This window comes from Paenarthrobacter sp. AT5, from assembly GCF_032764245.1.
Lineage (GTDB): Bacteria > Actinomycetota > Actinomycetes > Actinomycetales > Micrococcaceae > Arthrobacter > Arthrobacter ureafaciens.
Map to the genome: position 1 here is coordinate 4,020,106 of NZ_CP136441.1, position 23,179 is coordinate 4,043,284.

Here is a 23,179-nt window from a genome sequence, read left to right on the forward strand (position 1 = left end):
GCTACGAGGGGACGTTCCCGCGAACCCGGCGGCTCAAGTTTGGGAGCCGCAGCAGGCTGACTAAGATTGGGCAGATAACCTCCTTCCGAAAGTAGTCGCCTGCATGCCATCCCACCCCGATGACAATTGGGAACTGGCCATACAAACACCTGCCATCAACGACCGCTCCCTCGCGGCGGGGCTGGCCTATGCCATGGGAAGCCGGGTCAACGGGATTACCTTCGACTCAGCCACCGGTCTCCTCCTCGGCAAAGTCCGGGGCAACGGAGTGCAGCCCTACTCCACGTCGGCAAAGCTGGTGCGAAAACCGAGCGGCTGGAGCTGCACCGTGGGCATCTGCAGCTGCCCGGTCCGGAAGGATTGCAAGCACGTCGCAGCCCTGCTCTTCACGGCGGAGGACCACCCCACCATTCGAGCCCAGCTCCTTGCCCAATCCCCCGGAATGCAAACGGCGAACCCAAGCCAGGCCACCAGCCGCCCGGCATGGGAACTTGCCCTCAACAGGCTGATCACCAAGCCTGGAGCACCCGCCAACCCCGCGGGTATCCAGCTCGCTTTGCAGTTCGAAGTGGAAGAACCTGCCGCGCACTTCTCCTACACAGGCCGCCGCGACCCTGCAAGGAGCGTAAGGCAACTCAAGGCCCGCCCCATGATGATGGGCGCGAAGGGCAAATGGATCCGCGGCGACGTATCGTGGAACAACCTCAGCTACATCAGTTTCCGCCGTGAATTCAACGAAGCCCAGGTGGAGTGGCTGCAAACCTTCATGGCAGCCCACGGTTCCCCCAGCGGGCGGCACCAGCCCTCCGGCGCAATGTGGCTCAGCTTGAACGACTTCGCCGGCAAGAACCTCTGGTCACTCCTTGAGGAAGCCAGGAAAGCCGGAATTCCGCTCATCCACACCGCTGGTACTGAGCCCGTTCACGTGGCGTCCCAACCCGCCGTCGTGGGCTTGAGCCTGGCCAGGACGGGACGGGAAGGTTCCGTTGACGGAAAGCCCGACGGCGGCCTGCAGCTGTCGCCGTCAGTCACCGTGGACGGGGAAGCCGTTGATCCGGCCACTGTTGGCTTTGTGGGAAAGCCGGCCAACGGAATCTTCTATACGCAATCCGGCGCCGACACTTTGCCCGGGGCGCCGCAGCAGAAGAACCTGATCACCCTTGCACCGCTTGGGGGGAGCCTCAGCGATGAATTGCTGGAGTTCGTGACCGAGGGTTCCACGTTGGAGATTCCGGCCGAGGACGAGGGCCGCTTCCTCACGTCCTTCTACCCCAAGCTCCGTCAGTCCACGCCTGTCCAAGCAGCCGACGAATCAGTGGAGCTGCCGACGCTTGCCGTGCCGACGTTGTCCCTGCTGGCCAACTACGGCAACGACCACAAGGTCCGGCTCCACTGGGAGTGGCACTACACGTCGGGAACCTTGGTGACGGCCCAACCCCTCTGGCGGCACCCGGACGATCGCGGCTACCGGGACGACGCCGCGGAGGCACGCATCCTCGAATCGCTGGGGCACCCGTGGGAGAACGTCCCTGCCCTCGCGGAATCCTCAACAGGGGGTTGGGGTGCGCCCCGGCTCACTGCTACCGCTGAACTGAGTGGCCTGGACACCCTGGCGTTCACCGAAGAGGTGCTGCCGGCACTCAGGCAACTGCCCGACGTCGTGGTGGAAACCTCCGGTGACATTGCCGATTACCGGGAGGCCGAAGAAGCGCCTGTCGTGTCGATCTCCACCAAGGAGACCGCGAGCGGAGACTGGTTCGACCTCGGGATCGTCATCACGCTCGAGGGCGAACCGGTATCCTTCGCCGCCGTTTTCTCGGCGCTCGCTGCCGGGCAGACCCGCATGCTGCTGCCCAGCGGCGCACACTTTTCCCTCGATCTGCCCGAGCTCCACCAGCTCCGCGAGCTCATCGACGAGGCCCGTTCGTTGCAGGACAACCCGGACAACAAAGACGGAACCCTGCAGATCAGCCGGTTCCAGGTAGGGCTGTGGGACGAACTCGCACAGCTTGGGATCGTGGACGAACAAGCGGCGGCGTGGCGGGAGTCCGTTGGTGGACTGCTCGACGACGGCGTCACCGGACTGCCGCTGCCGGCCGGCCTTAACGCTGAGCTGCGTCCGTATCAGCTGGAAGGGTTCAACTGGCTGAGCTTCCTTTACAAGCACAGCCTGGGCGGCGTCCTCGCCGATGACATGGGCCTCGGCAAGACCGTCCAGGCGCTGGCGCTGATCTGCGCGGCGCGGGAACTGGCTGCTTCCGAAGGCAGGGACAGGGCCCCGTTCCTGGTGGTCGCGCCAACGAGCGTCGTCAGCAACTGGGCCTTGGAAGCGCAGAGGTTCGCACCCGGCCTGACGGTTCGGACGGTTTCGGAAACATTCGCCAAGAGTGGCCTGTTGCCGTCGGAAGCTTTGGCGGGTGCCGACGTCGTAATTACCTCTTATGCGCTGTTCCGCATCGATTACGAGGCCTACGCGTACTTCCAATGGGCCGGGCTCATGCTGGACGAGGCCCAATTCGTGAAGAACCACCAGTCCAAGGCCTACCAGTGCGCACGCAAGCTGCCTGCGCGCTTCAAGCTGGCCATCACGGGCACCCCGTTGGAGAACAACCTGATGGAGTTTTGGGCCCTGACGTCGATCGTTGCGCCGGGGTTGTTCCCCAGTCCCAAGAGGTTCGCCGAGAACTACCAGAAGCCGGTGGAGAAGAACGGCGACTCGGCGCAGCTGGGCAAGCTCCGGCGTCGGGTCCGTCCGCTCATGATGCGGCGCACCAAAGAGCAGGTTATCCAGGACCTTCCGCCAAAGCAGGAGCAGGTGCTGGAGGTCGTGCTCAACCCGCGCCACCAAAAGGTCTACCAAACCCATTTGCAGCGGGAGCGGCAGAAGATCCTCGGCTTGATCGACGATGTGAACAAGAACCGCTTCACGATCTTCCAGTCGCTAACGGTGCTTCGGCAGCTCAGCCTGGACGCTTCGCTGGTGGACTCCTCCATGTCCGCGGTGCGGTCGTCCAAGCTGGATGTCCTGTTCGAACAGCTCGAGGACATCATCTCCGAGGGCCACAGGACGCTGATCTTCAGCCAGTTCACCGGGTTCCTGGGCAAGGTTCGGGAACGCATGGACGCCGAAGGCATTGAATACTGCTACCTCGACGGCAGCACCCGCAACCGCGGGGACGTGGTGAGCGAGTTCAAGAACGGGACCGCTCCCGTCTTCCTGATTTCGCTGAAGGCCGGTGGATTCGGCCTCAACCTGACCGAGGCGGACTACGTCTTCCTTCTGGATCCGTGGTGGAATCCGGCATCCGAAGCCCAGGCCGTGGACCGCACGCACCGGATCGGCCAAGCCAGGAACGTGATGGTTTACCGGCTGGTGGCCAAGGACACCATCGAGGAAAAGGTCATGGCGTTGAAGGCCAAGAAGTCGCAACTTTTCGCTGACGTGATGGAAGGCGACGCCCTGGCCGGTGGCTCGTTGACGGCCGAGGACCTGGCAGCGCTGTTTGCGGAATAACTCCCAACTGACTGGCATTAGCGGTTGTTCCCAGCCCTTTTGGCAACCACTACTGCCAGTCAGATCTCGTGACGGTCAGTCGTCCAGGCGCACTCCGCGCAGCAGGATCATCGTCCCTCCCACCGCGACGGCCGATGCCAGGAACACTCCGGAGGCGCCCAAGCCCACAGCCACCACTCCGATGGCACTTGGCAGGACAACTTGCCCCACCCTGTTCCCCGCCAGTCGCAGGGCCAGTGCCCTCCCGCGTTGCCCTTCCGGAGCCTGCGCGGACAGCCAGGACATGGTGAGCGGCTGGCCGATTCCCAGCCCCAAACCTAGGAACGCCATGACCACGAAGAGCAACCACTCCGGCATGAGGATCGCCGCCACAGCCAAGGCGACCGTCGAAACAGCGAGACTAAGAACAAGGAGTTTCAGCCGCCCGAGCCTGCGGGACACCCGTCCCAGGCCGAGCCTGGAAACCATGGAAAAGACTGCCCGGACGGTGAGCATCAGACCCACTGTGGCCGCGGTGAGTCCGCGCTCGGCACCCAGTGCGGGGAGGTAGACCACGGTGAGGTCGACGACGGCCAGCACCGTTGCGCTGGTGGCCAGCGCCCGCGCCACGCCTGGCACGCGCAACAGGGAGAAGGCGCTTCCGCGGGGAGCTCCGCCGCTGCGGGTGGCCCGCTTTCCACCACTGACCCGTGATGAGACCAGGAACGTCGTCCCGAACAGCACGAGCCCCATGCCGGCGGCCAAGAGGAAGATCGAGTGGGTGTCGGGCCGCACTGATTGACCTCCGACCAACGAGATAGCCAGCGGCCCCAAGGCCTGGCCCAACGACGCTGCGAAGGTCAGGTAACCGAAAGCAGAGTCAAGACGGGACGAGGCAGCGTTATTCGCCACCACGGCTTGCTGCCCCACCACGCACGCAAGCTGGCCCGCACCCAGGAGCGCTGTTCCCGCGATCAGCGCGGCCACGGACGACCCCCACAGCAACAGGAACACCGAACAGGAAAGCACGACGGCGGAGCCCGCGGCCATCAGCCGACGCTCGCCAAGGCGGTCCACCAGGTTTCCGATGGGGAGGGCCAGCAACAACGGAAAGACTGCGTAACTGGCGGCCAGCACACCGAGCGCGAAGGCGGGAACGTCGAGTTCCAGGGCCCGGTATGTTGCAGCCGGCCTCACCAGGAAAGTGATGGCCTGAATCAGCGCCGAGTGAAGGAGGAGAGCAGTTGACGAGCGCCGCCCCAGTTCGCCGATCATTCGACGTCAAGTCCCTTGTCTGCGATGACGCGCAGAGTCTCGTCACGGGCTCCAATGACGTGATCGAAGGCTATCTTCGCCGCACGCTCCGGGTCCTTGGCCGCCAAGGCTTCCACCAAAGCCCGGTGGTCCGCTAAGGCTTCCTCCCGACGTTCCGGTGAGTTGTTGGTGAAGTACCGGTACCGCTCAACGTGGCTGGCAATCTGCTCGTGGAATCGAAGTGCCCAGGAGTTGCCGGCGATGTCTGCAATGGTGGCGTGGAGGGTCACTCCATGCCTCATGGCCTCATCCGCGAATCCGACCATGGCTGCGTTTCGGTCCAGGATTCCCCGTAGTTTTTCGATGTGTTCGGTGGTGGCCTTGGCGCAGGCTTCGCGGGCCATCAATGACTCAAGGGCAGCCCTGACGTCATACAGCTCGGAGACCGCCTTCTCATCAAGCAACGGAACCAGGACGCCGCCAGTTGGCTTTTGCTCAAGAAGGCTCTCCGAAATGAGTCTCCTGATCGCTTCTCTCAGTGGGGTCCGGCTGACCTGCAGTGCTGCAGCCATCGCGGGCTCGAAGATACGGGTCCCGGGCTTCAACTCCAGATCGAGGATTTGCCGCTTGAGCTCGGTGTAGACGAGGTTCGCCCCGGTGTTCCGAAGCCGTGATTCTGCCATGCTGCCGCCAAAGTAAGAGTGAAGTGTACTTGTATACATCTATACATCGCTTCTGCTGTGGACCAAAAAGAGCGCCTAAATGAGCGCTTATTCGCACTTAAACTGTAAAATGCGAATAGGGGGCAGCTAAATCACTGTTAGGAGGGGTGATGGGAGGTTGGCCAGCGCACGGGAGGCGCGTCATGCCATGGAAATCTTCCGGGCGTCCGCCCCGCGAAGACAGGATGTTTACCGAAGTTGAGGTATCGCTTCCTCCGCACATTGCGGATCTGGGGTTCGAGCCGAGCCGGGAGACCGTTGTAGCTCTCGAAGAGGCAGCCGCTGCCATTGCATCGCTGGATGTCACGGCAGGGTCCCGGATGGCGGCAATCAGCGACTTCCTCCTGCGGAGTGAGGCAGTGTCCTCGTCGAAGATCGAACACGTCGACGCGAATCGCAACGACTACGCGCGGGCACTGGTAGGTCTGAAAGCATCCGATCAGGCCAAGTCGATGGTAGCCGCCGCCGAGGCTGTGCAGAGCATGATCAACGACGCCGGGGTAGCAGGTGAAGTCCGGATGGAGTCGCTTCTCAAAGCACACAGGACATTGATGAAGGATGACCCGCTGGACGGACACAACGCCGGCTCTTTCCGCGAGGTGCAGAACTGGATCGGGGGCAGCGATTATTCCCCGCGAGGAGCAGTCCATGTTCCTCCCCCACCCGGGATGGTCCGGGAACTCATGGACGACCTCATGGCCTTCTGTCAGCGCAAAGACATCCCGATCATGGCACAGGCAGCCATTGCGCATGCACATTTTGAATCCATCCACCCGTTTACTGACGGCAACGGCCGCATCGGCAGGGCCCTGATTGGGGCCGTCTCGCGTCGACGGGGACTAACCAGGAACACTGTGACCCCAGTTGCCTCCGCAATGGTGGCTGACGTCGAAACCTACTTCGCGTTATTGAACAACTACCGCGACGGGGATGTCGATCCTTTCGTGCTCTATCTAGCCACGTCGTCAGTTCGAGCTGCGGATGCTGCGCGCGAATCCGTTACCGCACTGGACGCGCTGCCTGCAGCATGGACAGAGGTCGTTCGTCCCCGCAAGGGTTCGGCCGACGAAAGGATTCTGACTTGGCTCTTGGAACGCCCTGTCTTTGAGGCGCACAGTGCCGCGTATGCCGCGGGGATCGACGAGCGCTCTGTTTATAGGGTCCTTGACCGGCTGACAGACGCCGGAGTACTCTCCCTGATCACCCAGTCGCAGCGAAATCGCGCTTGGGCGGCAACGGAAGTCTTGGACGAGGTCGACCGGCTCAACCGTCGTCTGGCAAATCGCGATTATTGAGCACCTCAGCCCCGCACCCACCGGTACGGAGTGGTGAAAGCCTACGCACAAGAAACGCTCTCTCGCTTATGGCCCCGATTCGGCGTTTCCTCTGTCATCGAGTGAGAGAGGAAACGCGAAAAGGGGCCGTTATGTGAGAGAGCGTCCGGAAGGGGTGCCGGCTACTGGGCGCCGCGGCAGAGTTCGCCGTACTTGGTGCCGGCTTCCTGGTAGGCGGTGGTCAGCTCGCCGAGCTTGGCTTCATCGGGATCGGACTTGGCCTGCTCGTCGAGGAAATCCAGGATGGAGGTCACCACGGGCTTCATCTCCTCGGAAGCCACGGCCTGGATGGGACGGATGGCGTTGGCCACGCGGTTGGTTGCCGTCTTGTTCGATTCCTGGGTGAGCCCGGAAGCGGCGGCGGCCATCCTGTCGCAGGTCTGCGCGGTGGTCAGCTGCGGTGCTGAGCAGGCGGAGGCCGAGGCAAGCAGCCCGGCAGCGATCAGGACAGTGGTGAGTTTCTTCATGATTCCCTCAATGGTCGACGTCCCTTCGATTGTAATCAGAGCCCCGCAATGCCTGCGCATCGGGACAACTTAGAGACCTGACCGGTGCTGCCCTAGGCTGGGTGGCATGGCGATCATTCACAAGGCAACCCTGTCCCCCAGCAAGCTCGAGCTCATCGCTGACTACCTGCCGAAGCAGCCGTGGTTCATCCAGGAGGGCGAACCGGAGCTGGTGGGCGCCTACCGCTTTGACGATCCCGCCGGTGAAGTCGGAATCGAAACCCACGTCGTCTCAGCCGGCGACCGCATCTACCAGGTTCCCCTCAGCTACCGCGGCTACGAGCTGGCCGGTGCGAACGACTGGCTGATCGGCACCATGGACCACTCCGTCCTTGGGAAGCGCTGGGTCTACGACGCCTGCGCCGACCCCGTCTACATCAAAGCGCTGGCCACTGCCATCCTCACCGGGCAGAAAGAGGCCGAACAGTTCGTGGACGGCGAGTCCCAGCCCCGCCCGAGCACAGTTTCGGTGCAAGGAACGGGAATGCTCGACGGCGGCCTGCCCGCCTTGAGCGCTTCGGCGCCGGTATCGGGAAGCGGTGTGACCATCATTGACGCGGGAAGCCTCCGCCTGAAAGTAAACCGCGTAGTGGAAGTCGCCGTCGATGCCGCTGTCAACACTGCCGCGGCACCGGAACTTCACACCGAGCTGGCCCTCACGGGAACCTGGGAAGGGCTTGAAAACCCGGTCGAGTTGGCTTCGGTAATCCGCGACTAAGCTGCGCGCGCAGAGTCACCTGTTCCTGAAGGAGTTGGCGGCGTAGGCTGGCCGTCGAAGCACAAGCACATCCCTCTCCCAGGAGTCCTCATGCACAAGCCGCAGACCGTCATTTCCGCAGCCCAGGAGCTCGCAGGCGAGTGGGTCAGGCACGCTGCTGACGGGAAGGCCTCGCAGTCCGATGCAGTGGTGGGCTGGGCCCTCTCCCGCATCAACCACGCCGACGTGCCGTCCGTTGTGCAGGGAGTGATGATGACGCTCACCGGCAACCGCAGGACGGCGCGGAAAGCCCGCCGTGCAGCGGACAAGGCGGTCAAACGGGCCACTCAGGCTCTTGCCGAACGTCGCAGGAGACCATCAGGGAAGACTGCGTCACGCCGAGGTTTGTGGTTGACGTTCATTGCCGCAGCAGGTCTTTCCGCGGGTGCCGTTTTCCTCTGGCGGACGCTGCTCCCTCAAGGAGAACCCACGCCCGTTTCCGCTTCGGAGACGGCGGCCAACCACGCGGCTTCGTCACAAGAGGGCACGAACTAGTCCGGCCAGAGCCGCTTGGGACCGGTCTGGTCGTTCCGGTCCCCACCGTCGTCCCGGCGGAGGCGCCGACGAAATACCAGCCTGCTCAACAGCACATAAGCCCCCGCACCCGCTACGAGGAATCCCGCGACACCCACAATCAGGATCTGCGTGGCGATCCCGGTGATGATCAAGGCGAATCCGGCAAGGACACCCAGCACGCCCATGACCGTCCTGGCCGCCGTCCCCCGCAGGCGGCCTGACTTCAGCTGCAGGTCCAAGGCGGGGTCCGACGCGGCCAGGCCCCGTTCGAGTTCTTCCAAACTCCTGCGTTCTTCATCCGACAACGACATCGGAATCTACCTCACCTACGGCTCCCGTTTCTGACGCTGGAGCCCTCTTGCCGGGCGCGGGCACTGCTTGCCGTACCTTGCCTTCATTATCTGCCGAATCCGGGGTACTAGCCACTGGGCAGGTCCAGGCTGAAGCTCCCGCAGTGCATGACCGGAGCTGACTGTGGCACCCTGAAGGGGTAGTTCCCAGCACGCGTACGGACAACCAACTGGAAGGCACTTCTTCCCATGGCACGACGAACTGCAAGAATCCGGAACAACACTGCACAAGCAACACGACCCAAGCGTGGGCGGGCTGCATGGCTGATCCTCACGGCCCTCGTTGCCGGTGTGGCAGGGGGCATCTTTGCACGGCGGGCGGCTGTCCCTGCCGGCAACAGCCAACCGGGTAAACGGGCGGCAACGGAACCTGTGGGCACCAACACGCCGGACGTGCTGCTCCCACGGACTGAACCGGTAGAGATCTCGACCCGGATGCGTCCTGGCGAGTGGACCGAGGAATCCTTGCAGGCCCACATCGAGGATTACCGCCGGCAGATCCGGAACATGGGCGCCACTGACGCGGAAATCGTGACGAACGTCGAGCGGACGGAGGAAGGCGCGGCCCGGGTAGTTGTCAGCTGGAACCGAACGGGCCTCTGAGGCAACCGGCTGGGCTCACACAGTCGGTCCACCACAGCCCGTCACATCAGCGCCACCCAGGCGCATACTGTCGGTATGACCGATCGTGAAGATTTCCTGGCCTGGGTAACGTCCGATCTTCGGCACGCCGAACAGGCCCTGCATAACGGCGATCCAGAACCCCGCCGGGCCGTCTGGTCGCGCAAAGAACCAGTGAGCGTGATGGGTGCTTGGCGGAATGCCTTGGGACAGCTCGCCCTGCACGACCTTTTCACGCATTTGGGCGAGAGCTTCTCAGACTGCGTGTCCTACGAGTTCGAGCTCCAGAGCTACGACGTCGTGGGCGACATGGCCTACACCGTCGGCCTGGAACACACCTCAACGTCCGTTAACGGCGAGGCCCGCAGCTACGTGCTGCGGGCTACCCAGGTGTATCGGCGCGAAGACGGACAGTGGAAGGTGGTACACCGGCACGCGGATACCGTGGGCGGCTAAAGCTTTGCCGAGACTTCCTGCGCTGCTTCACGCAGCAGGTCCGCGTATTCGTTTCGGTGCGGCAGGACGTCGTCCCGGAGCCCGGCGACGGAGAGGGCCCCCCGCAGGACACCGTTGGAATCGAACAGCGGCACGCCCAGCGCCGCTACGCCGAGGGTAACGTCTTCGTCAGACAAGCTGAAGCCGCGTTCGCGGATCAGCGCGGCATCGGCCTCGAGTTGCTCGGCACTGGTAAGGGTCTGGGGAGTGAATTCCTGAAGGGGGGCAGCCTCCAAGACCCTGTTGCGAAGGGAATTGTCGTAAGCCAGGATCGCCCGGGAGGTCGCGCCGGCGTGGGGCGGGAGACTTCCTCCGGGTTTAAGCAGCATCAGCGTGACCTTTGTGCCCTCGACCCAGTCCAGGCACACCACCCGCCGGTCACGGAGGGAGCAGAGGTAGACGGTTTGGCCCGTCACGTCGTTGAGCCGCTGCATTGCAGAACGGGCTGCTCCGACTTCCGGAATTCCTTTGAGCGCTGCGGTGGCGAGGTGAAGGATCCCGGTGCCCAGCTGGGCGCGCCCGTCTTCCCGAACAGTCACCAGGCCTACGTGCGCCAGCGCATCCAACAGACGGTAGACACTGGGCCGCGGCATGGAGATGGCATCGGCAATGTCAGCGACGCTCATTGGCCCGGTATCAGCCAACGCGTTCAAAAGGTCGGCACTGTTGGCCATGACTTTAATGGGCTTTGCGGGCATCAGGAGTCACTTCCAACTTTGGCGGGGAAGTCGGCGCCTTGCTGCAACGAGGCGCCTAAGGCGCGGCTGACTGCCGCCGCGGCAGAAAGAACCACTTCCACGGGGTCGTAGCCGCTGTGAAACACCCGGTGAGTTTGGCCGCTGATGGAAAGAGCACCAACTACTGCTCCTGAATGGTTAAAGATCGGAGCGCCGACCCCGCCTATTCCTTGGCCCCAATCACTGTGCGCGACGGCCACTCCTGCCGCGGCCGTCTCCTGAAGACGACGTCGGAGCTCGTCAGCGTCGCCGGCTACAGGACCAAAGAACTCATCCTCCGGCAGCTCGCTCAAGTAGCGCTCAATCAGCTCGTCGGATTCGAACGCGAGGATTGCCCGGGGCGCGGCGCCCTGTCCCAGCGGCATGGACTCGCCCAACCTGAGGTTGTGGATCTGGACATCCAAGCCGTCGATCCTATCGATGCAGACTGCACGCAGGTCCCGTCGGATGCAGAGGAATGCCGTCTGGCCCGTGGACGCGTGCAGTCTTTCAAGCTCGGGACGCGCCAACTCCCGTAAATCAAGTTGCGACTCCAGTTTTGCCCCCAACCGAACGAGGTCCAGGCCAAGCCGCGTCTTCCCGCGCCGCGAGCCGTCCTCGACCCACCCTATGGCGTGAAGCGTGGCGAGCAACCTATAGAGCGAGCTCGCAGGCTCACCTGTGCGTTCTGCAAGCTCGCCGACGGTGAGCTCTCCGGCTTCCGCAATGGCGTGGAGTACGCCAGCCGACTTGGTGACGAGGTTCATTCCGCCTGCGGGGTCCGTTACTTCCGACATTGGAACCTCTCACCTAGCGGACATAGACCATGACTCACGATACGGAAGGGAAACCTTGCAGTGCAACCAAACTCCTTACCAGCACTTTATCGTTTTATGGATTTACTGTCCGTTAGATGATAATTTGAAACAATCTACCGAAGGAGAACCATGACATCGCACACCGGCACCCTCATGCCCCACCGCGCAGCAGTACTCACTGCGCCCGGGGAATTTGCCGTGGAAAACCGCAGCCAGCTTCGGGCCGAAGCGCACGAAGTCCTGGTCCGCATCACCTTCACGGGGATCTGTGGATCCGATTTCCCCATCGTCGACGGAACCCACCCCCGCGCCGTGCTGCCGCTGGTGATGGGCCACGAGATGACGGGAACCATCGAGGACCCGGGAAGCAGCGGTTTGAAGACAGGGACCACGGTGGCGGTCAATCCACTGCTGCCTTGCGGCGAGTGCGGAGCATGCACCCGGGGACTCCCCCATGTTTGCCGCAACCTTCGACTGCTAGGCATAGATACTCCCGGCTCCATGACGGAAGTCATGGCTGTACCAACCGCGAACATCACCGCCTTCCCCAAACCGGTGCCCGCAAGGGAGGCCGCCCTGGCGGAACCACTCGCGGTCGCGATCCACGCGGTGCGTCGCGCCCGCGTCGTCCCCGGAGAACGTGTGCTCATTTTCGGAGCAGGACCGATCGGCATCCTGGTTGCCCAGGTCGCCCGGCATGAAGGCGCCAAGGTTTTCGGCGTCGTGGAGCCGAGCGAACGACGGCGGCAGGTGGTTGAGTCACTGGGGCTCACCGCACTGGCCCCAGAGGATGTTCCGGTGGCGCGCTTGCATCGCGACGACGCCGCCGACGTCGTCTTCGACTGCGCGGGTCACCACAGCGTCACTCCGCTTTTGACCGAAGCCGCTCCGGTCCGCGGCCGGATTGTCATCGTGGCCGTCCATCACGGCCCGGCGGAGGTGGACCTCCGGGAAATGGCCTTCGCCGAACAGGAAATCATCGGGGTACGGGTATATGAACCCCAGGATTTCGCCCGATCAGTGGAACTGATCAGCAGCCAGGCCCTGCCCTTGGCAGACATCCCCGTGTCTGAGTACCCGCTTGAGGAAGTCGCGAGCGCCTTCGCCGAGGCCCGCTCAGGGTCCGGCGCAGTTAAGGTCCTCGTTCGGAGCTGCAACTAGATTTCTCACCTTCTGGACTTAACGTCCACTAAGCGATAATAATAGGCTTACAGACCTGCTGACACGATCGACGAGGACAAAGTCATGCCAAACAAGCAAGCAAGCAGAATCGGCACAGCCGAACTTCAGCATTTGGCGGCAGCCGGCCGCTGGCACGTTATTGAGACCGTCGCCAACGCCAAAGCGGGCCACATCGGCGGACCGCTCTCGGCCATGGACCTTCTGGTCTCGCTCTACTTCAACGAGCTCCGCATCGATCCTCAGCAGCCGCAGGACCCTGCCCGGGACCGCTTCATTCTTTCCAAGGGGCACTGCGCGATCGGGCTCTACGCAGTCCTGGCCCTCCGCGGCTACTTCCCCATCGAAGAGCTGGCGACATTCGACCAAGGAGGATCGCGCCTCCAAGGGCACCCGGACATGAAACTGACACCGGGGGTGGACTCGTCCAGCGGGTCGTTGGGCCAAGGGCTTTCAGCGGGGGCAGGGATGGCCATGGCGGCCAAGCAGCTCGGAGCCGGATTCCACACGTGGGTCATGCTGGGCGACGGAGAGCTTGAAGAAGGAATGGTGTGGGAGGCGGTCCACACCGCGCGGCGCTTCAAGCTGGACAACCTCACCGCTGTCATCGACTTGAACGGCCTCCAACAATACGGGTGGCCTGTGACCGAAGACGGCGACCGCTTCGACCGTTCAAACCCATGGGCGGGAGTGAACCTCGAAGGAGTCTTCAGCAGCTTTGGCTGGAACGTCGTCAGCATAGACGGCCACGACTTTGACGAGATCCAAACAGCCTTCGACCACGTGCGCGCGGGCCATGGCTCGGGAAAACCGACGGTGATCCTCGCGAACACTGTCAAAGGCAAGGGCATCTCTTTCACGGAGGGCACCTATAAGTGGCACAACGGCGTTGCCACACCGGAACAACTGGCGGTTGCTGCTGCAGAACTCGGCCAAACACTCGAAGGAGAAGCAAAGTGAAGGCACAGCGTGATGTATGGGGCCAGACGCTGGTGGACCTCGCCCGCAGCGACAGCCGGGTTGCCCTGGTGGACGGCGATCTCGCGACCTCCACCAAGGCTGATCTTTTCGCCGAGGCCTTCCCGGAGCGTTTTTTTGAAATCGGCATAGCCGAACAAAACATGGTGGGCGTCGCATTCGGCCTGTCAACGCTCGGATACCGGCCGTGGCTCTCCACATTCGGCGTCTTCCTGACACACCGGGCTTTGGACCCCATCCGCATGCTTGTGTCCCAGACGGGAGCACCGGTAAAGATCGCGGCTTCCTATGCAGGACTCCTCAACGGCAGCAGCGGAAAAACGCACCAGGACATCGAAGACCTCGCCATCATGCGCGCCATGCCGGGTATGACGGTCATCGCACCGGCCGATGCCGAGGAGGCCGAAGCTGCCATCCGCTGGTCCGCCGACTACGACGGCCCTGTGTACATCCGTCTTGCCAGGGATGCCGTGGCCGACGTCTTCGACTCCGACCATGTTTTTGTACCCGGCACTGTCCACGTACTGCGCGAAGGAGGCGACGCCATCCTGGTTTCCACCGGAGTCCAGACCTCCCGGGTTATGGATTCCGCAGAACTGTTGACCGAACAAGGACTCGAAGTCCGTGTGGTCCACGTTCCCTGCCTGAAACCCGTAGACGAAGCTGCTCTCCTGTCAGCGCTCTCCGGACCTGCACCGATCTTCACGATCGAAGAGCACAGCGTCATAGGTGGCCTCGGCGGACTGGTCAGCGAGCTGGTGACCAGTACCACCCTGGGCAAAACCGTGACGCGGCTTGGCCTCGCGGATTCCTGGTCGGAATCGGCTCCCAACGCATACCTGCTGGACAAATACGGCCTCTCTGCACAGCGCGTAGCGGAGCAGGTCCGGCACGCCTTGGCCGACGACTAGCCGCAGGCGCCGATCCCATGAGCAGCCTCACCCATAGAACCATCCGCGGCGCTTCGGTTTACCGCTCCCATGGCGCCTCCCATCCCCCGATGCCCGCCCCGACTCCCCGGTTGGGCCAACAGCGGGTGGTGACCCTCACACCATCTCCGGTGGTTGACCGGATCTATTTCTTCGAAGACTTCGTGCCCGGCGCTGTCAACCGGGCGTCCGCCGTCGAGGAGAGCCTCGGCGGGAACGGGATCAACGTTGCCCGCACGCTGAAGCTGGCGGGCAACCCAACCACCGCAGTCATTCCCGCCAGCGAAGCGGACCAGAGCAGGGCAGCGCTCCTGCAGTCAGTGTCGGCCCCGGTGGCCACCGTCCCCGTTTCCACGTCCTTCCGAGTGAACACGGTATTGGTGGACTCACAAGGCACCACTACCAACGCGAACCAGCGGCCCGGGATTTTGCCTAAGCGTGAGTGGCAGTCCGTCTGCAAAGCGACGCTGCGGGAGGTCCAGGCGTTGAATGCCGACTGGCTGGTGGTGGCTGGCGCCCTGCCTGTCACGGAAGACGGTCAACTAGCCGATCTTGAATGCCTTCTTCGCGAGGCCCGGGCCATCGGTACCAGAGTGTGCCTGGATGTCAACGGCCCTGACCTGAATCGTTGGGCCGCCACGGGCCTCGTGAATCTGGTCAAACCCAACGTTCCCGAGCTTGAGTCATTCGCTGGAAAGCAATTGGCAACAGTCGGCGACGTAGTCCGGGCAGCCGAAGAGCTTCGGAAGGCCGGCGTCGGGGCTGTCCTGGCCAGCATGGGGGCGGACGGGCTCATCGGCTCAGGACCCGACGGCATTCTGTGGGCCCGTGCGCCCAAGACCACGGTAGTCAACACCACCGGTGCCGGGGACGCTGCCCTGGCCGGATTCCTCAGCGAGGCCTGTGTGGAACCGGAAGGCCCAACCGGGCCGCGAAACCGTGCGTGGTCCTTCGCAGAATCCCTGGCCCGCTCGGCAGCCTGGGGCGCCTTGGCGGTCGGGCGCTCCACCACCGCTCTCGGCACCCTCACCGGGGCGCCTGCGGTATCAGTCCAGGCCCCCGAAGAAAACTTCCGCCTTGGCACAGCCTGAGGCGCATCCCCAATGTCACAAAGGAGCACATCATGAACCCACGTACCGCCCTGATCACCGGAGGCGCCCAGGGAATCGGTGCCCGCACAGCCCATTTGCTCGCCGAGAGGGGGTGGCGCGTGCTGGTTGCGGACCTGAACGAAGGGCCCGCCAAGGATCTCGCGGAGGAACTCAACCACGGTGCACCGACGCGCGAGCCCCACCTCGGATTCGGCGTGGATGTTGCGGACGAGATCAGCGTGGAGGGGCTCTTCACCTCTGTCTCGCAGGAAACCACAGGTTTGGACGGCTTGGTCAACTGCGCGGGCAACATCCTCCGCCAGCCCGCTGAAGAGCTGGACATCGCCCAGTGGCGGCGTCTCCTGGACATCCATTTGACCGGATCGGTGCTGATGGCAAAAACCGGCTTTCCGCTGCTGAAAGCCAGCCGCGGCTCCATCGTGAATATCGCCTCGGTAGGCTCCTCGTTTGGCCTCCCGGGCCGCTCTGCCTACTCCACGGCCAAAACGGGAATGCTGGGCCTGACCCGGACCCTCGCCGTCGAATGGGGTAGGCACGGCATCCGCGTCAACGCGGTGGCCCCGGGCTATGTGAACACCGAGATGGTCCGCAGCGGCCTCCGAAACGGCACGCTCAACGAGGAATCCTTATTGGGACGCACGCCGCTTGGCCGGCTGGCGGAAGCGTCGGAAATAGCGTCCGTCATCGCGTTCCTGCTGTCTCCGGACGCATCGTTCATTCACGGTGAGGTGGTGAAGGTGGACGGCGGCCTCACGGTCGACGGGACATTCGACTGACGGACCGGATACAGGGCCGCAGCACCGGACTTCCGGACGCTGCGGCCCTTGTATTTAAGGCACCTTTGCGCTCAGGGCACGACGGCGACCTTGGGTGCACCACCCCGACCCACTTTCTCGAACGCCCCGGCTATGTCGGCGAGCGGGACAGTCTCCACGAGGATGCTGCCCAGGTCCGGTTGTGTCTGGAGCACCTGGAGCGCAAGTTCATAGTCGGGCCGGTGGGAGCTGTAGCTCGTGATAATGTCCAGTTCTTTCCGCACGGCGTCGTTGGCTGCAAGCACAGGTGGTGCGCCGTAGAGTGCCACCATCACCAAGCGACCCCTGACCGGCAGGGCCCTCACGGCATCAGTTAGTGCTGCCGATGCGCCTGCGGCTTCGATCCAGACCGTAGGGCTATAACTTCCGGGCACAGACTCCGCCAGTTCCAGCTCGAGCCGGGCCGCGAGACCCGCACGTGAGGCAACATCACCGGCCGTGCCTTTCAGGAGCACCCGCGCACCCACGTATCTACACACCAATGCTGCGAGGATACCGATGGTTCCCGGCCCGCTGACCACCACAGTGTCTTCTGCGGTGATCCTCCCCCGGCCGGCGACGGCGCGGGCGGCTACAGAGAGCGGCTCCGTGAGAACGGCAGTAAGCGTAGGGACATTCTCCGGAACGGCCAGCAACTGCGCGGCCGGGATTCGTACGAAAGCCGCAGCGCCGCCGTCGCGCGTCAAGCCCAAGGTCATTTTCCCTTCGCAGCCGTTCGCGTACTCGGACTGGCACGCCGGGCATTCCCCGCACCCCGACTGGGCGATTGCGGTGACTCTGTCCCCCGCGGTGAATCCGTGACCGCTGCGGACCACGGTTCCCACGATTTCGTGACCCAGGGTTGTGCCGCAGGGCACCCAGTCGTAGCCATCGTCGCCGTTCCAGATGTGGAGATCGGACCCGCACAGTCCGCAATATTCAGTGCGGACAAGAACTTCCTGAAGAGCAGGGTCTGGAAGATCCTTCATGCTGACAATGATGCTGCGGGGCGCCGTGGATGACCGGACGGCGGCCGGTGCTGTTGCGGGGAGATTCATGGAGATCCTTCCGAAATGCGACAGTTCCCGGGGGCCAGGGGCACCGCCGGGAACTGTCTGTTGATCTGATGGCCGGACTTACCGGACTTGGTGCAGGGGAACGCCGGAGTTGTTCTTCCACTTCAAGACCACAAGCGTGGAAATGGCCGCGACCGCGATGACGTAGATATTGAAGATCCAGCCGTTACCGATCGAGTTGAGCCAGGTGCTGAGGTAGGACGCTGTGCCACCGCAAATGGCAACGCCCAAGGAGATGGACACTCCGAAGATGCGGGTGCGGTAGCGGGTGGGGATCTGTTCCGAAATGGCAGCCGGCTTGGAGCCCGTGATGAAGGCAACCAGCAGGAGGCCCACGGTCTGGGCGACAAGCAACGTCCATGGCTCGCTGCTCATCAATGCCCACAGGGGGAAGACGGTCGCGGCGATGCCCACCAAGGAAATCAGCGTCGTGGTCTTGCGGCCCCAGTGATCAGAGATCCAGCCCGACACTGGAAGGAACAGAATGTAGACCACTTGGGCGATGGCACTCATCACGAAGGCCTGGCCCGGGTCCATACCCTTGACGCCGATCGCATAGATTGCTGCCGAGGTCACCCACGTGTAGTAGGTCAGCGTGGCGCCGGCCTCATAGAGGAAGAGCTTCACGCCCGCAGTGACAACCTGCTTCCTGCTCCACGCCGGCGCTGCGCTTGATTCCGGAGCGGCCGCAACATGTTCGCTTTCCATCATGCCCCGGCGCAACCACAGCGCTGCGACGGCCAGCAAGGCACCCGCGGCGAACGGAATCCGCCAGCCCCACTCCATCATCTCGGTTTTGCTGAAGACTCCCGTCAGCAGTGCCATGAAGAAGGTGGCGAGCAAAGAACCCGATCCCACGGCAATAAAGACTGAACTCGACCACAGGCCCCGGCGCTTTGGCGGCGCGATCTCAGCGATGTAGGCATAGGACGTCGTCGACTCCCCGCCATGGGCGAAGCCTTGGACAAGCCGGGCGAGCAGCAGCAAGGACGCCCAGCTGCCGATCACGGCGTAGGAAGGAATCAAGGCGATGCCCAGGCTCGCCCCTGCCATGAGAAACATAGTGGTGAGGAGGACCTTGCGCCTGCCCAATTTGTCGGCCAAGGGACCAAAGACCAGGCCGCCGATGGGCCGCATCAGGAAGCCGACGGCGAAGACCGCCAAGGTGCTCAGCAGTGCCGACATGGGGTTGCCCGAGTTGAAAAGACTGCCCGCAATATAGACGGAAGCAACGGTGTAAATGGTCCAGTCGAACCACTCAAGCAAGTTGCCCACACCAGTGGCGAGCAAGGATTTGCGCTGAAGCCGCAGCCGCTCCGCGCCGGTGCCCGGTTGGGCCGTGTTCTGCTCAACAATCGTCATTGAATGCTCCCGCGTTGGGTAGCCACGCGCTGTGGCTTGACTCTGTAATGACCCGGCCGCGTTCCCTTGCAGGTTTAGCGTGTACCGGATGTGGGCCGGAAGGCTCACTGTCTAGGCTTAACACCACCATGCGGACAAAATGTCTGTCAAGTGATAATTTAACATTTGAGCGAGGCTGCGAAGCCGCTCGCCCGCATTCCCAACAGATCACGCCGGAGCCCGGCGTAAGGAGGACCCATGGACAGGAACCTCGAGGGCAGGGTTGCCCTCGTGACAGGAGCAAGCAGCGGCATCGGCGCCAGCGTGGTCCGCAGACTTCTCGCAGCAGGCGCGCGGGTGCACGGAGTCGCACGCCGCCAGGAAGCCCTGAACGAAGTCAGCCCGGAACACCTGGCCGATGGCCGGTTCGTTGCGCATGCGCTGGACGTCTCGGACAGCGCCGGAGCCCGGGCCCTGGCCGCCCAATTGGCCGAATCCGACCCTATCGACATCCTGGTCTGTGCCGCAGGGACCAACGTCCCGCGTAGGCGGGTAGCAGAGCTCACGGATGAGAGCTTCGACCAGATCATGAAGACCAACGTTTACGGCGTCTTCACCCTGCTCTCGGCAACCCTCGATCAACTGCGCGAACGCCAGGGTGATGTTGTAATCATTTCCAGCATCGCCGCCAGCTGGCCGGACCACAGCGGCGCGGCATACGGGGCTTCCAAGTCCGCGCTGCTGGGCCTGGCCCGGGGAGCTTCGAGGGATGAGCACGGCAATGGAGTCCGAGTATGCAGCATCCTTCCCGGCATTGTGGACACGCCCATCCTTGACCTTCGCCCCAGTCCGCCGCCGCGGGAAGTCCGTGATTGGGCCATCCACCCTGACGATATTGCCGAGGCCGTACACTGCGCCGTCAGCCTGCCTCCCCGGACCAACATTGCCGAAATCAGCGTTGTGGCCACACGGCTGCAGTCCCTGAGCAATACGCAGGCGGCCACGCCGGAACTCCCCGCCTCCATGCGGAGCTGAAGCATCCATGCGGAGCTGAAGCAACAGGGCTGCCCGCTTTATCAGCGGGCGGCCCTGGGCTATTCCACCGTGACGGACTTGGCGAGATTCCGGGGCTGGTCCACATCGAGTCCCTTTTCAGCGGCAAGACCGGCAGCAAACAGTTGTAGCGGGACCGTGGTCAGCAACGGAGCCAACAGCGGCGACGACTCCGGCACAGTAATTACCTCGTCCGCCCATTCCGCAACAACCCCGTCTCCTTCCTCCGCCACCGCAATGACCCTGCCGCCGCGGGCCTTGATCTCCTGGATGGTGGACATGACCTTGGAATGCAAAAGACTGCTGTGCCGGAGCGAGGGAACAATGACAATGACCGGCTGCCCGTGATCAATGAGCGCGATCGCACCATGCTTGAGCTCTCCGGCAGCAAATCCCTCTGCATGGATGTAGGCAAGCTCCTTGAGCTTCAGCGCTCCCTCCAAGGCCACAGGGAACCCAACATGCCGGCCCACGAACAATACCGACGTCGCTTCGCGCATGTCGGCTGCCAACGCTTTGACCCGCGGCGCGCCCGCCAAGGTGCGCTGGACGAGATCCGGCACCATCCGCAGCTCCCGCGCCACGGCGAACGTTTCTTCTTTCAGGGCACTCCCACGAAGCTGCGCCAGGTAGAGACCCAAGAGGATATTAGCCGTTACCTGCGCCAAGAAGGCCTTGGTGGAGGCGACCGCGATTTCGGGTCCGGCCAGCGTATGCAGGACGCCGTTCGACTCGCGGGCAATCGTGGACCCTTGGGTGTTGCAGATAGAGAGCACAACGGCGCCTTGTTCACGCGCGTAACGGACAGCCATCAGCGTGTCCATGGTCTCCCCGGATTGGGAAATGGCCACCACAAGCGTCCGGGAATCCAGCATGGGGGTTCGGTACCGGAATTCGTGGGCAAGGTCGACCTCCACCGGGATCCTGCACCAACGCTCGATCGCGTACTTCGCAATCTGTCCGCCATAGGACGCGGTGCCGCACGCCACCACCACTACCTTGTTGATCCCGGCGAACGTGGAGTCGTCGATGCCCAAGCCGTCCAAGCGGACAGAGCCGTCTACGCCGATGCGACCCTGGATGGTCCGCCGCACAGCTTCGGGTTGTTCCAGCATCTCCTTGGCCATGAAAGACGAATGGCCGCCCTTTGATGCGGCGGCAGGGTCCCAGTCGACTGCCACTTCCGCGACTTCCACCGGGGCGCCGTTGAAGTCGGTCACCGCAATACCGTCCACGGTGAGGGCGACAACCTGGTCCTGGCCCAACTCAACTGCGCGCCTCGTAAATTCGCCGAAAGCCGCGACGTCGGAACCCAGGAAATTTTCGCCGTCGCCCATTCCGACGACGAGAGGCGAGTTCCGCCGCGCAGCCACCACGAGTCCCGGGTGGTCAGCGTGGACCGCCAATAGCGTAAAGGAGCCTTCCAGTTCGAGGCAGGCGCGGCGCATGGCTTCTGCCAGGGCATCTTCCGCGGCGGCCGGAGCCGCGCAGTCGGCGACCACGGCGCGGTACGCCTGCGCGAGCAAGGCCGCGGCCACCTCGGTATCCGTCTCTGAAGCGAAGTCGTGCCCGCTTCCTGACAACGCATGTCTCAGCGTCGCAGCGTTTTCGATGATGCCGTTGTGGATCACGGCCAACCGGCCCTGATCGGCCAGATGCGGGTGGGCATTGGCATCCGTCGGAGCACCGTGCGTGGCCCATCTGGTATGCCCAATGGCCACCTTCCCGTCAGGAAGCGGCTCGGCAGCGACCGCAGCCGCGAGGTTGCTGATCTTTCCCGTTTTCTTACGGACGTGAATGCGTCCCTCCGACTGGATGGCGATGCCCGACGAGTCGTAGCCCCTGTATTCAAGGCGGCGCAAGCCGCCCATCACGACATCCAGGGCACGTTGCCGACGGGCCTTAACTGAGTCGGCACTGCCGACGTAACCAACGATTCCACACATGGTGGCCAGCCTAATCGAGTTTGGAAATTTCTTCCAGAAACTATTGTTCGGAAGGAAATTCCTGCTAGGCTTGTGATCAACACCACCCCTCCCCAATCAGAGAGTTCCTCTCGACAGAAAGGCCTCGAAATGACCGCTCGTACACAACGGCGTGGAATGACCGTCAAGGCAGCCGCATTCATCGCCGCGGCCGGCCTCACGGCAAGCCTGGCCGCTTGCTCCTCCTCCGCAGCCGACTCCAAGCCGCTCGTGGGGCTCATCACCAAGACCGATGACAACCCCTACTACGTGAAGATGCGTGAGGGTGCCGAGAAGAAGGCCGCGGAATTGGGCTTCGACCTCCAGTCCCTCTCCGGCCAGGGCCAGAGCGACAACGACTCGCAGGTCAAAGCGATCGAGAATCTTGTAGCCCGTGGCGCCAAGGGCATCATGATCGCCCCTTCAGACTCTGAAGCGATCCTTCCCGCCATCAAGAAGGCGCGGGACGCAGGAGTCTTCGTGGCAGTCCTCGACTCCCCCACCAACCCGACTGATGCGGCCGATGCGACCTTCGCGACCGACAACTTCCAGGCGGGCGTCCTCATCGGCCAGTGGGCCAAAGCCCAGTTCGCCGACAAGCCCGCACGGATCGCCATGTTGGACCTCAGCCCGGCCCAGGTTGCCGTGGACGTCCAGCGAAACCAGGGATTCCTGCAGGGATTCGGCGTGGATGTGGCGGACAAGAACAAGATCGGCGACGAAAAAGACCCCCGGATCGCGGGGCATGAAGTCACCAACGCCAACGAAGCCGGCGGCCGGACAGCCATGGAGAAGCTCCTCCAACGGGACCGCACCATCAACCTCGTCTACACCATCAACGAACCCGCCGCGGCAGGCGCCTACTCCTCCATCAAGGCGGCCGGCTTGGAAGGGCAGGTCACGGTGGTTTCCATCGACGGCGGCTGCCCGGGCGTCAATGACGTCAAGGCCGGCGCAATCGGCGCCACGTCCATGCAGTTCCCCATCAAGATGGCCAGCGACGCGCTCCAGGCCATCAGCGGTTACCTGAAGGACGGCACCAAGCCCGCCACCACGGATGGCCTCGATTTCACCAATACGGGCGTCACGCTCATCACGGACAAAGCCGCACCCGGCGTCACTTCCGAACCCACTTCCTGGGGCCTGGAGAACTGCTGGGGCTAAGGCCAGG

General features: G+C 63.2%; 22 protein-coding genes. 13 read left to right on the plus strand and 9 right to left on the minus strand.

Features of this window, described 5'->3' with window-relative positions; all coding sequences use genetic code 11:
• Window positions 1-103: 103 nt before the first annotated feature.
• On the plus strand, window positions 104-3,514 hold the full coding sequence (locus tag RI444_RS18680; RefSeq protein WP_207605498.1) for a DEAD/DEAH box helicase: 3,411 nt from the start codon (window positions 104-106) through the stop codon (window positions 3,512-3,514).
• Between the two features lie 75 nt (window positions 3,515-3,589).
• Here the strand turns inward: RI444_RS18680 and RI444_RS18685 are convergent, their stop codons facing one another.
• Both RI444_RS18685 and RI444_RS18690 read right to left on the minus strand, forming a co-directional pair.
• On the minus strand, window positions 3,590-4,768 hold the full coding sequence (locus RI444_RS18685) for an MFS transporter (protein ID WP_179012927.1): 1,179 nt from the start codon (window positions 4,766-4,768) through the stop codon (window positions 3,590-3,592).
• Window positions 4,765-5,430 (minus strand): GntR family transcriptional regulator, encoded by a 666-nt coding sequence (locus RI444_RS18690; RefSeq protein WP_207605497.1) that lies wholly within the window; start codon window positions 5,428-5,430, stop codon window positions 4,765-4,767. The genes RI444_RS18685 and RI444_RS18690 overlap by 4 nt, the downstream gene beginning before the upstream one ends.
• Window positions 5,431-5,612: 182 nt before the next feature.
• On the opposite strand from RI444_RS18690, the gene RI444_RS18695 reads away from it, so the two are divergent.
• Complete coding sequence (locus tag RI444_RS18695) at window positions 5,613-6,764, plus strand: Fic family protein (protein WP_242703206.1); 1,152 nt, start codon at window positions 5,613-5,615, stop codon at window positions 6,762-6,764.
• A 161-nt stretch (window positions 6,765-6,925) separates the two neighbouring features.
• Here RI444_RS18695 and RI444_RS18700 read toward each other — a convergent pair whose 3' ends face one another.
• Window positions 6,926-7,270, minus strand: coding sequence for a hypothetical protein (locus tag RI444_RS18700; RefSeq protein WP_021472841.1), 345 nt, complete (start codon window positions 7,268-7,270; stop codon window positions 6,926-6,928).
• Between the two features lie 106 nt (window positions 7,271-7,376).
• Between RI444_RS18700 and RI444_RS18705 the strand changes: the two genes are divergently transcribed.
• Window positions 7,377-8,027: a CG0192-related protein gene (locus RI444_RS18705; protein ID WP_021472842.1), complete on the plus strand. Its 651-nt coding sequence runs from the start codon at window positions 7,377-7,379 to the stop codon at window positions 8,025-8,027.
• Window positions 8,028-8,117: 90 nt separating this feature from the next.
• Window positions 8,118-8,561: a hypothetical protein gene (locus RI444_RS18710; RefSeq protein ID WP_207605495.1), complete on the plus strand. Its 444-nt coding sequence runs from the start codon at window positions 8,118-8,120 to the stop codon at window positions 8,559-8,561.
• Here the strand turns inward: RI444_RS18710 and RI444_RS18715 are convergent.
• The gene (locus RI444_RS18715) at window positions 8,558-8,893 is read right to left on the minus strand and encodes a DUF3040 domain-containing protein (protein WP_207605494.1); all 336 of its coding nucleotides are present in this window, start codon (window positions 8,891-8,893) and stop codon (window positions 8,558-8,560) included. The two genes, RI444_RS18710 and RI444_RS18715, sit on opposite strands and share 4 nt — an antisense overlap.
• 228 nt (window positions 8,894-9,121) lie before the next feature.
• Here RI444_RS18715 and RI444_RS18720 point away from each other — a divergent pair, with 228 nt between their 5' ends.
• Both RI444_RS18720 and RI444_RS18725 read left to right on the plus strand, forming a co-directional pair.
• Window positions 9,122-9,535: a hypothetical protein gene (locus tag RI444_RS18720; RefSeq protein ID WP_079941286.1), complete on the plus strand. Its 414-nt coding sequence runs from the start codon at window positions 9,122-9,124 to the stop codon at window positions 9,533-9,535.
• A gap of 75 nt (window positions 9,536-9,610) precedes the next feature.
• Window positions 9,611-10,009: a YybH family protein gene (locus tag RI444_RS18725; protein WP_021472846.1), complete on the plus strand. Its 399-nt coding sequence runs from the start codon at window positions 9,611-9,613 to the stop codon at window positions 10,007-10,009.
• Here the strand turns inward: RI444_RS18725 and RI444_RS18730 are convergent.
• Window positions 10,006-10,746 (minus strand): IclR family transcriptional regulator, encoded by a 741-nt coding sequence (locus tag RI444_RS18730; protein ID WP_021472847.1) that lies wholly within the window; start codon window positions 10,744-10,746, stop codon window positions 10,006-10,008. The two genes, RI444_RS18725 and RI444_RS18730, sit on opposite strands and share 4 nt — an antisense overlap.
• Window positions 10,746-11,561, minus strand: coding sequence for an IclR family transcriptional regulator (locus tag RI444_RS18735; protein WP_207605493.1), 816 nt, complete (start codon window positions 11,559-11,561; stop codon window positions 10,746-10,748). The genes RI444_RS18730 and RI444_RS18735 overlap by 1 nt, the downstream gene beginning before the upstream one ends.
• Before the next feature lie 150 nt (window positions 11,562-11,711).
• On the opposite strand from RI444_RS18735, the gene RI444_RS18740 reads away from it, so the two are divergent.
• From RI444_RS18740 to RI444_RS18760, 5 genes are all read left to right on the plus strand, one after another.
• On the plus strand, window positions 11,712-12,743 hold the full coding sequence (locus RI444_RS18740) for a zinc-dependent alcohol dehydrogenase (RefSeq protein ID WP_062098121.1): 1,032 nt from the start codon (window positions 11,712-11,714) through the stop codon (window positions 12,741-12,743).
• An 84-nt stretch (window positions 12,744-12,827) separates the two neighbouring features.
• Complete coding sequence (locus tag RI444_RS18745; RefSeq protein ID WP_207605492.1) at window positions 12,828-13,721, plus strand: transketolase; 894 nt, start codon at window positions 12,828-12,830, stop codon at window positions 13,719-13,721.
• Window positions 13,718-14,650 (plus strand): transketolase family protein, encoded by a 933-nt coding sequence (locus RI444_RS18750; protein WP_062098124.1) that lies wholly within the window; start codon window positions 13,718-13,720, stop codon window positions 14,648-14,650. The genes RI444_RS18745 and RI444_RS18750 overlap by 4 nt, the downstream gene beginning before the upstream one ends.
• A 17-nt stretch (window positions 14,651-14,667) precedes the next feature.
• Window positions 14,668-15,759, plus strand: coding sequence for a 1-phosphofructokinase family hexose kinase (locus RI444_RS18755; RefSeq protein WP_207605491.1), 1,092 nt, complete (start codon window positions 14,668-14,670; stop codon window positions 15,757-15,759).
• 32 nt (window positions 15,760-15,791) lie between these two features.
• Window positions 15,792-16,556 carry an SDR family NAD(P)-dependent oxidoreductase gene (locus RI444_RS18760; RefSeq protein ID WP_207605490.1) on the plus strand — a complete coding sequence of 255 codons (765 nt, stop codon included), beginning with the start codon at window positions 15,792-15,794 and terminating at the stop codon, window positions 16,554-16,556.
• Between the two features lie 71 nt (window positions 16,557-16,627).
• Here the strand turns inward: RI444_RS18760 and RI444_RS18765 are convergent, their stop codons facing one another.
• Both RI444_RS18765 and RI444_RS18770 read right to left on the minus strand, forming a co-directional pair.
• Complete coding sequence (locus RI444_RS18765) at window positions 16,628-17,632, minus strand: alcohol dehydrogenase catalytic domain-containing protein (protein ID WP_021472854.1); 1,005 nt, start codon at window positions 17,630-17,632, stop codon at window positions 16,628-16,630.
• A gap of 78 nt (window positions 17,633-17,710) precedes the next feature.
• Window positions 17,711-19,012 carry an MFS transporter gene (locus RI444_RS18770; RefSeq protein WP_316963838.1) on the minus strand — a complete coding sequence of 434 codons (1,302 nt, stop codon included), beginning with the start codon at window positions 19,010-19,012 and terminating at the stop codon, window positions 17,711-17,713.
• Window positions 19,013-19,249: 237 nt separating this feature from the next.
• Between RI444_RS18770 and RI444_RS18775 the strand changes: the two genes are divergently transcribed.
• Window positions 19,250-20,026, plus strand: coding sequence for an SDR family oxidoreductase (locus RI444_RS18775; protein ID WP_021472856.1), 777 nt, complete (start codon window positions 19,250-19,252; stop codon window positions 20,024-20,026).
• A 59-nt stretch (window positions 20,027-20,085) separates the two neighbouring features.
• On the opposite strand, the gene glmS is transcribed toward RI444_RS18775, so the two are convergent.
• Window positions 20,086-21,990 (minus strand): glutamine--fructose-6-phosphate transaminase (isomerizing), encoded by a 1,905-nt coding sequence (gene glmS, locus RI444_RS18780; protein WP_207605489.1) that lies wholly within the window; start codon window positions 21,988-21,990, stop codon window positions 20,086-20,088.
• Window positions 21,991-22,119: 129 nt separating this feature from the next.
• Here glmS and RI444_RS18785 point away from each other — a divergent pair, with 129 nt between their 5' ends.
• Entirely contained in the window at window positions 22,120-23,172 is a 1,053-nt protein-coding gene (locus RI444_RS18785; protein WP_207605488.1) for a substrate-binding domain-containing protein, read from the plus strand.
• The last annotated feature ends 7 nt before the right edge of the window (window positions 23,173-23,179 follow it).

Bases quoted from the DNA above. Each gene is read 5' to 3' on its own strand.
- RI444_RS18680 (WP_207605498.1), top strand. From the start codon at position 104: ATGCCATCCCACCCCGATGACAATTGGGAACTGGCCATACAAACACCT.
- RI444_RS18685 (WP_179012927.1), bottom strand. From the start codon at position 4,768: ATGATCGGCGAACTGGGGCGGCGCTCGTCAACTGCTCTCCTCCTTCAC.
- RI444_RS18690 (WP_207605497.1), bottom strand. From the start codon at position 5,430: ATGGCAGAATCACGGCTTCGGAACACCGGGGCGAACCTCGTCTACACC.
- RI444_RS18695 (WP_242703206.1), top strand. From the start codon at position 5,613: ATGCCATGGAAATCTTCCGGGCGTCCGCCCCGCGAAGACAGGATGTTT.
- RI444_RS18700 (WP_021472841.1), bottom strand. From the start codon at position 7,270: ATGAAGAAACTCACCACTGTCCTGATCGCTGCCGGGCTGCTTGCCTCG.
- RI444_RS18705 (WP_021472842.1), top strand. From the start codon at position 7,377: ATGGCGATCATTCACAAGGCAACCCTGTCCCCCAGCAAGCTCGAGCTC.
- RI444_RS18710 (WP_207605495.1), top strand. From the start codon at position 8,118: ATGCACAAGCCGCAGACCGTCATTTCCGCAGCCCAGGAGCTCGCAGGC.
- RI444_RS18715 (WP_207605494.1), bottom strand. From the start codon at position 8,893: ATGTCGTTGTCGGATGAAGAACGCAGGAGTTTGGAAGAACTCGAACGG.
- RI444_RS18720 (WP_079941286.1), top strand. From the start codon at position 9,122: ATGGCACGACGAACTGCAAGAATCCGGAACAACACTGCACAAGCAACA.
- RI444_RS18725 (WP_021472846.1), top strand. From the start codon at position 9,611: ATGACCGATCGTGAAGATTTCCTGGCCTGGGTAACGTCCGATCTTCGG.
- RI444_RS18730 (WP_021472847.1), bottom strand. From the start codon at position 10,746: ATGCCCGCAAAGCCCATTAAAGTCATGGCCAACAGTGCCGACCTTTTG.
- RI444_RS18735 (WP_207605493.1), bottom strand. From the start codon at position 11,561: ATGTCGGAAGTAACGGACCCCGCAGGCGGAATGAACCTCGTCACCAAG.
- RI444_RS18740 (WP_062098121.1), top strand. From the start codon at position 11,712: ATGACATCGCACACCGGCACCCTCATGCCCCACCGCGCAGCAGTACTC.
- RI444_RS18745 (WP_207605492.1), top strand. From the start codon at position 12,828: ATGCCAAACAAGCAAGCAAGCAGAATCGGCACAGCCGAACTTCAGCAT.
- RI444_RS18755 (WP_207605491.1), top strand. From the start codon at position 14,668: ATGAGCAGCCTCACCCATAGAACCATCCGCGGCGCTTCGGTTTACCGC.
- RI444_RS18760 (WP_207605490.1), top strand. From the start codon at position 15,792: ATGAACCCACGTACCGCCCTGATCACCGGAGGCGCCCAGGGAATCGGT.
- RI444_RS18765 (WP_021472854.1), bottom strand. From the start codon at position 17,632: ATGAATCTCCCCGCAACAGCACCGGCCGCCGTCCGGTCATCCACGGCG.
- RI444_RS18770 (WP_316963838.1), bottom strand. From the start codon at position 19,012: ATGACGATTGTTGAGCAGAACACGGCCCAACCGGGCACCGGCGCGGAG.
- RI444_RS18775 (WP_021472856.1), top strand. From the start codon at position 19,250: ATGGACAGGAACCTCGAGGGCAGGGTTGCCCTCGTGACAGGAGCAAGC.
- glmS (WP_207605489.1), bottom strand. From the start codon at position 21,990: ATGTGTGGAATCGTTGGTTACGTCGGCAGTGCCGACTCAGTTAAGGCC.
- RI444_RS18785 (WP_207605488.1), top strand. From the start codon at position 22,120: ATGACCGCTCGTACACAACGGCGTGGAATGACCGTCAAGGCAGCCGCA.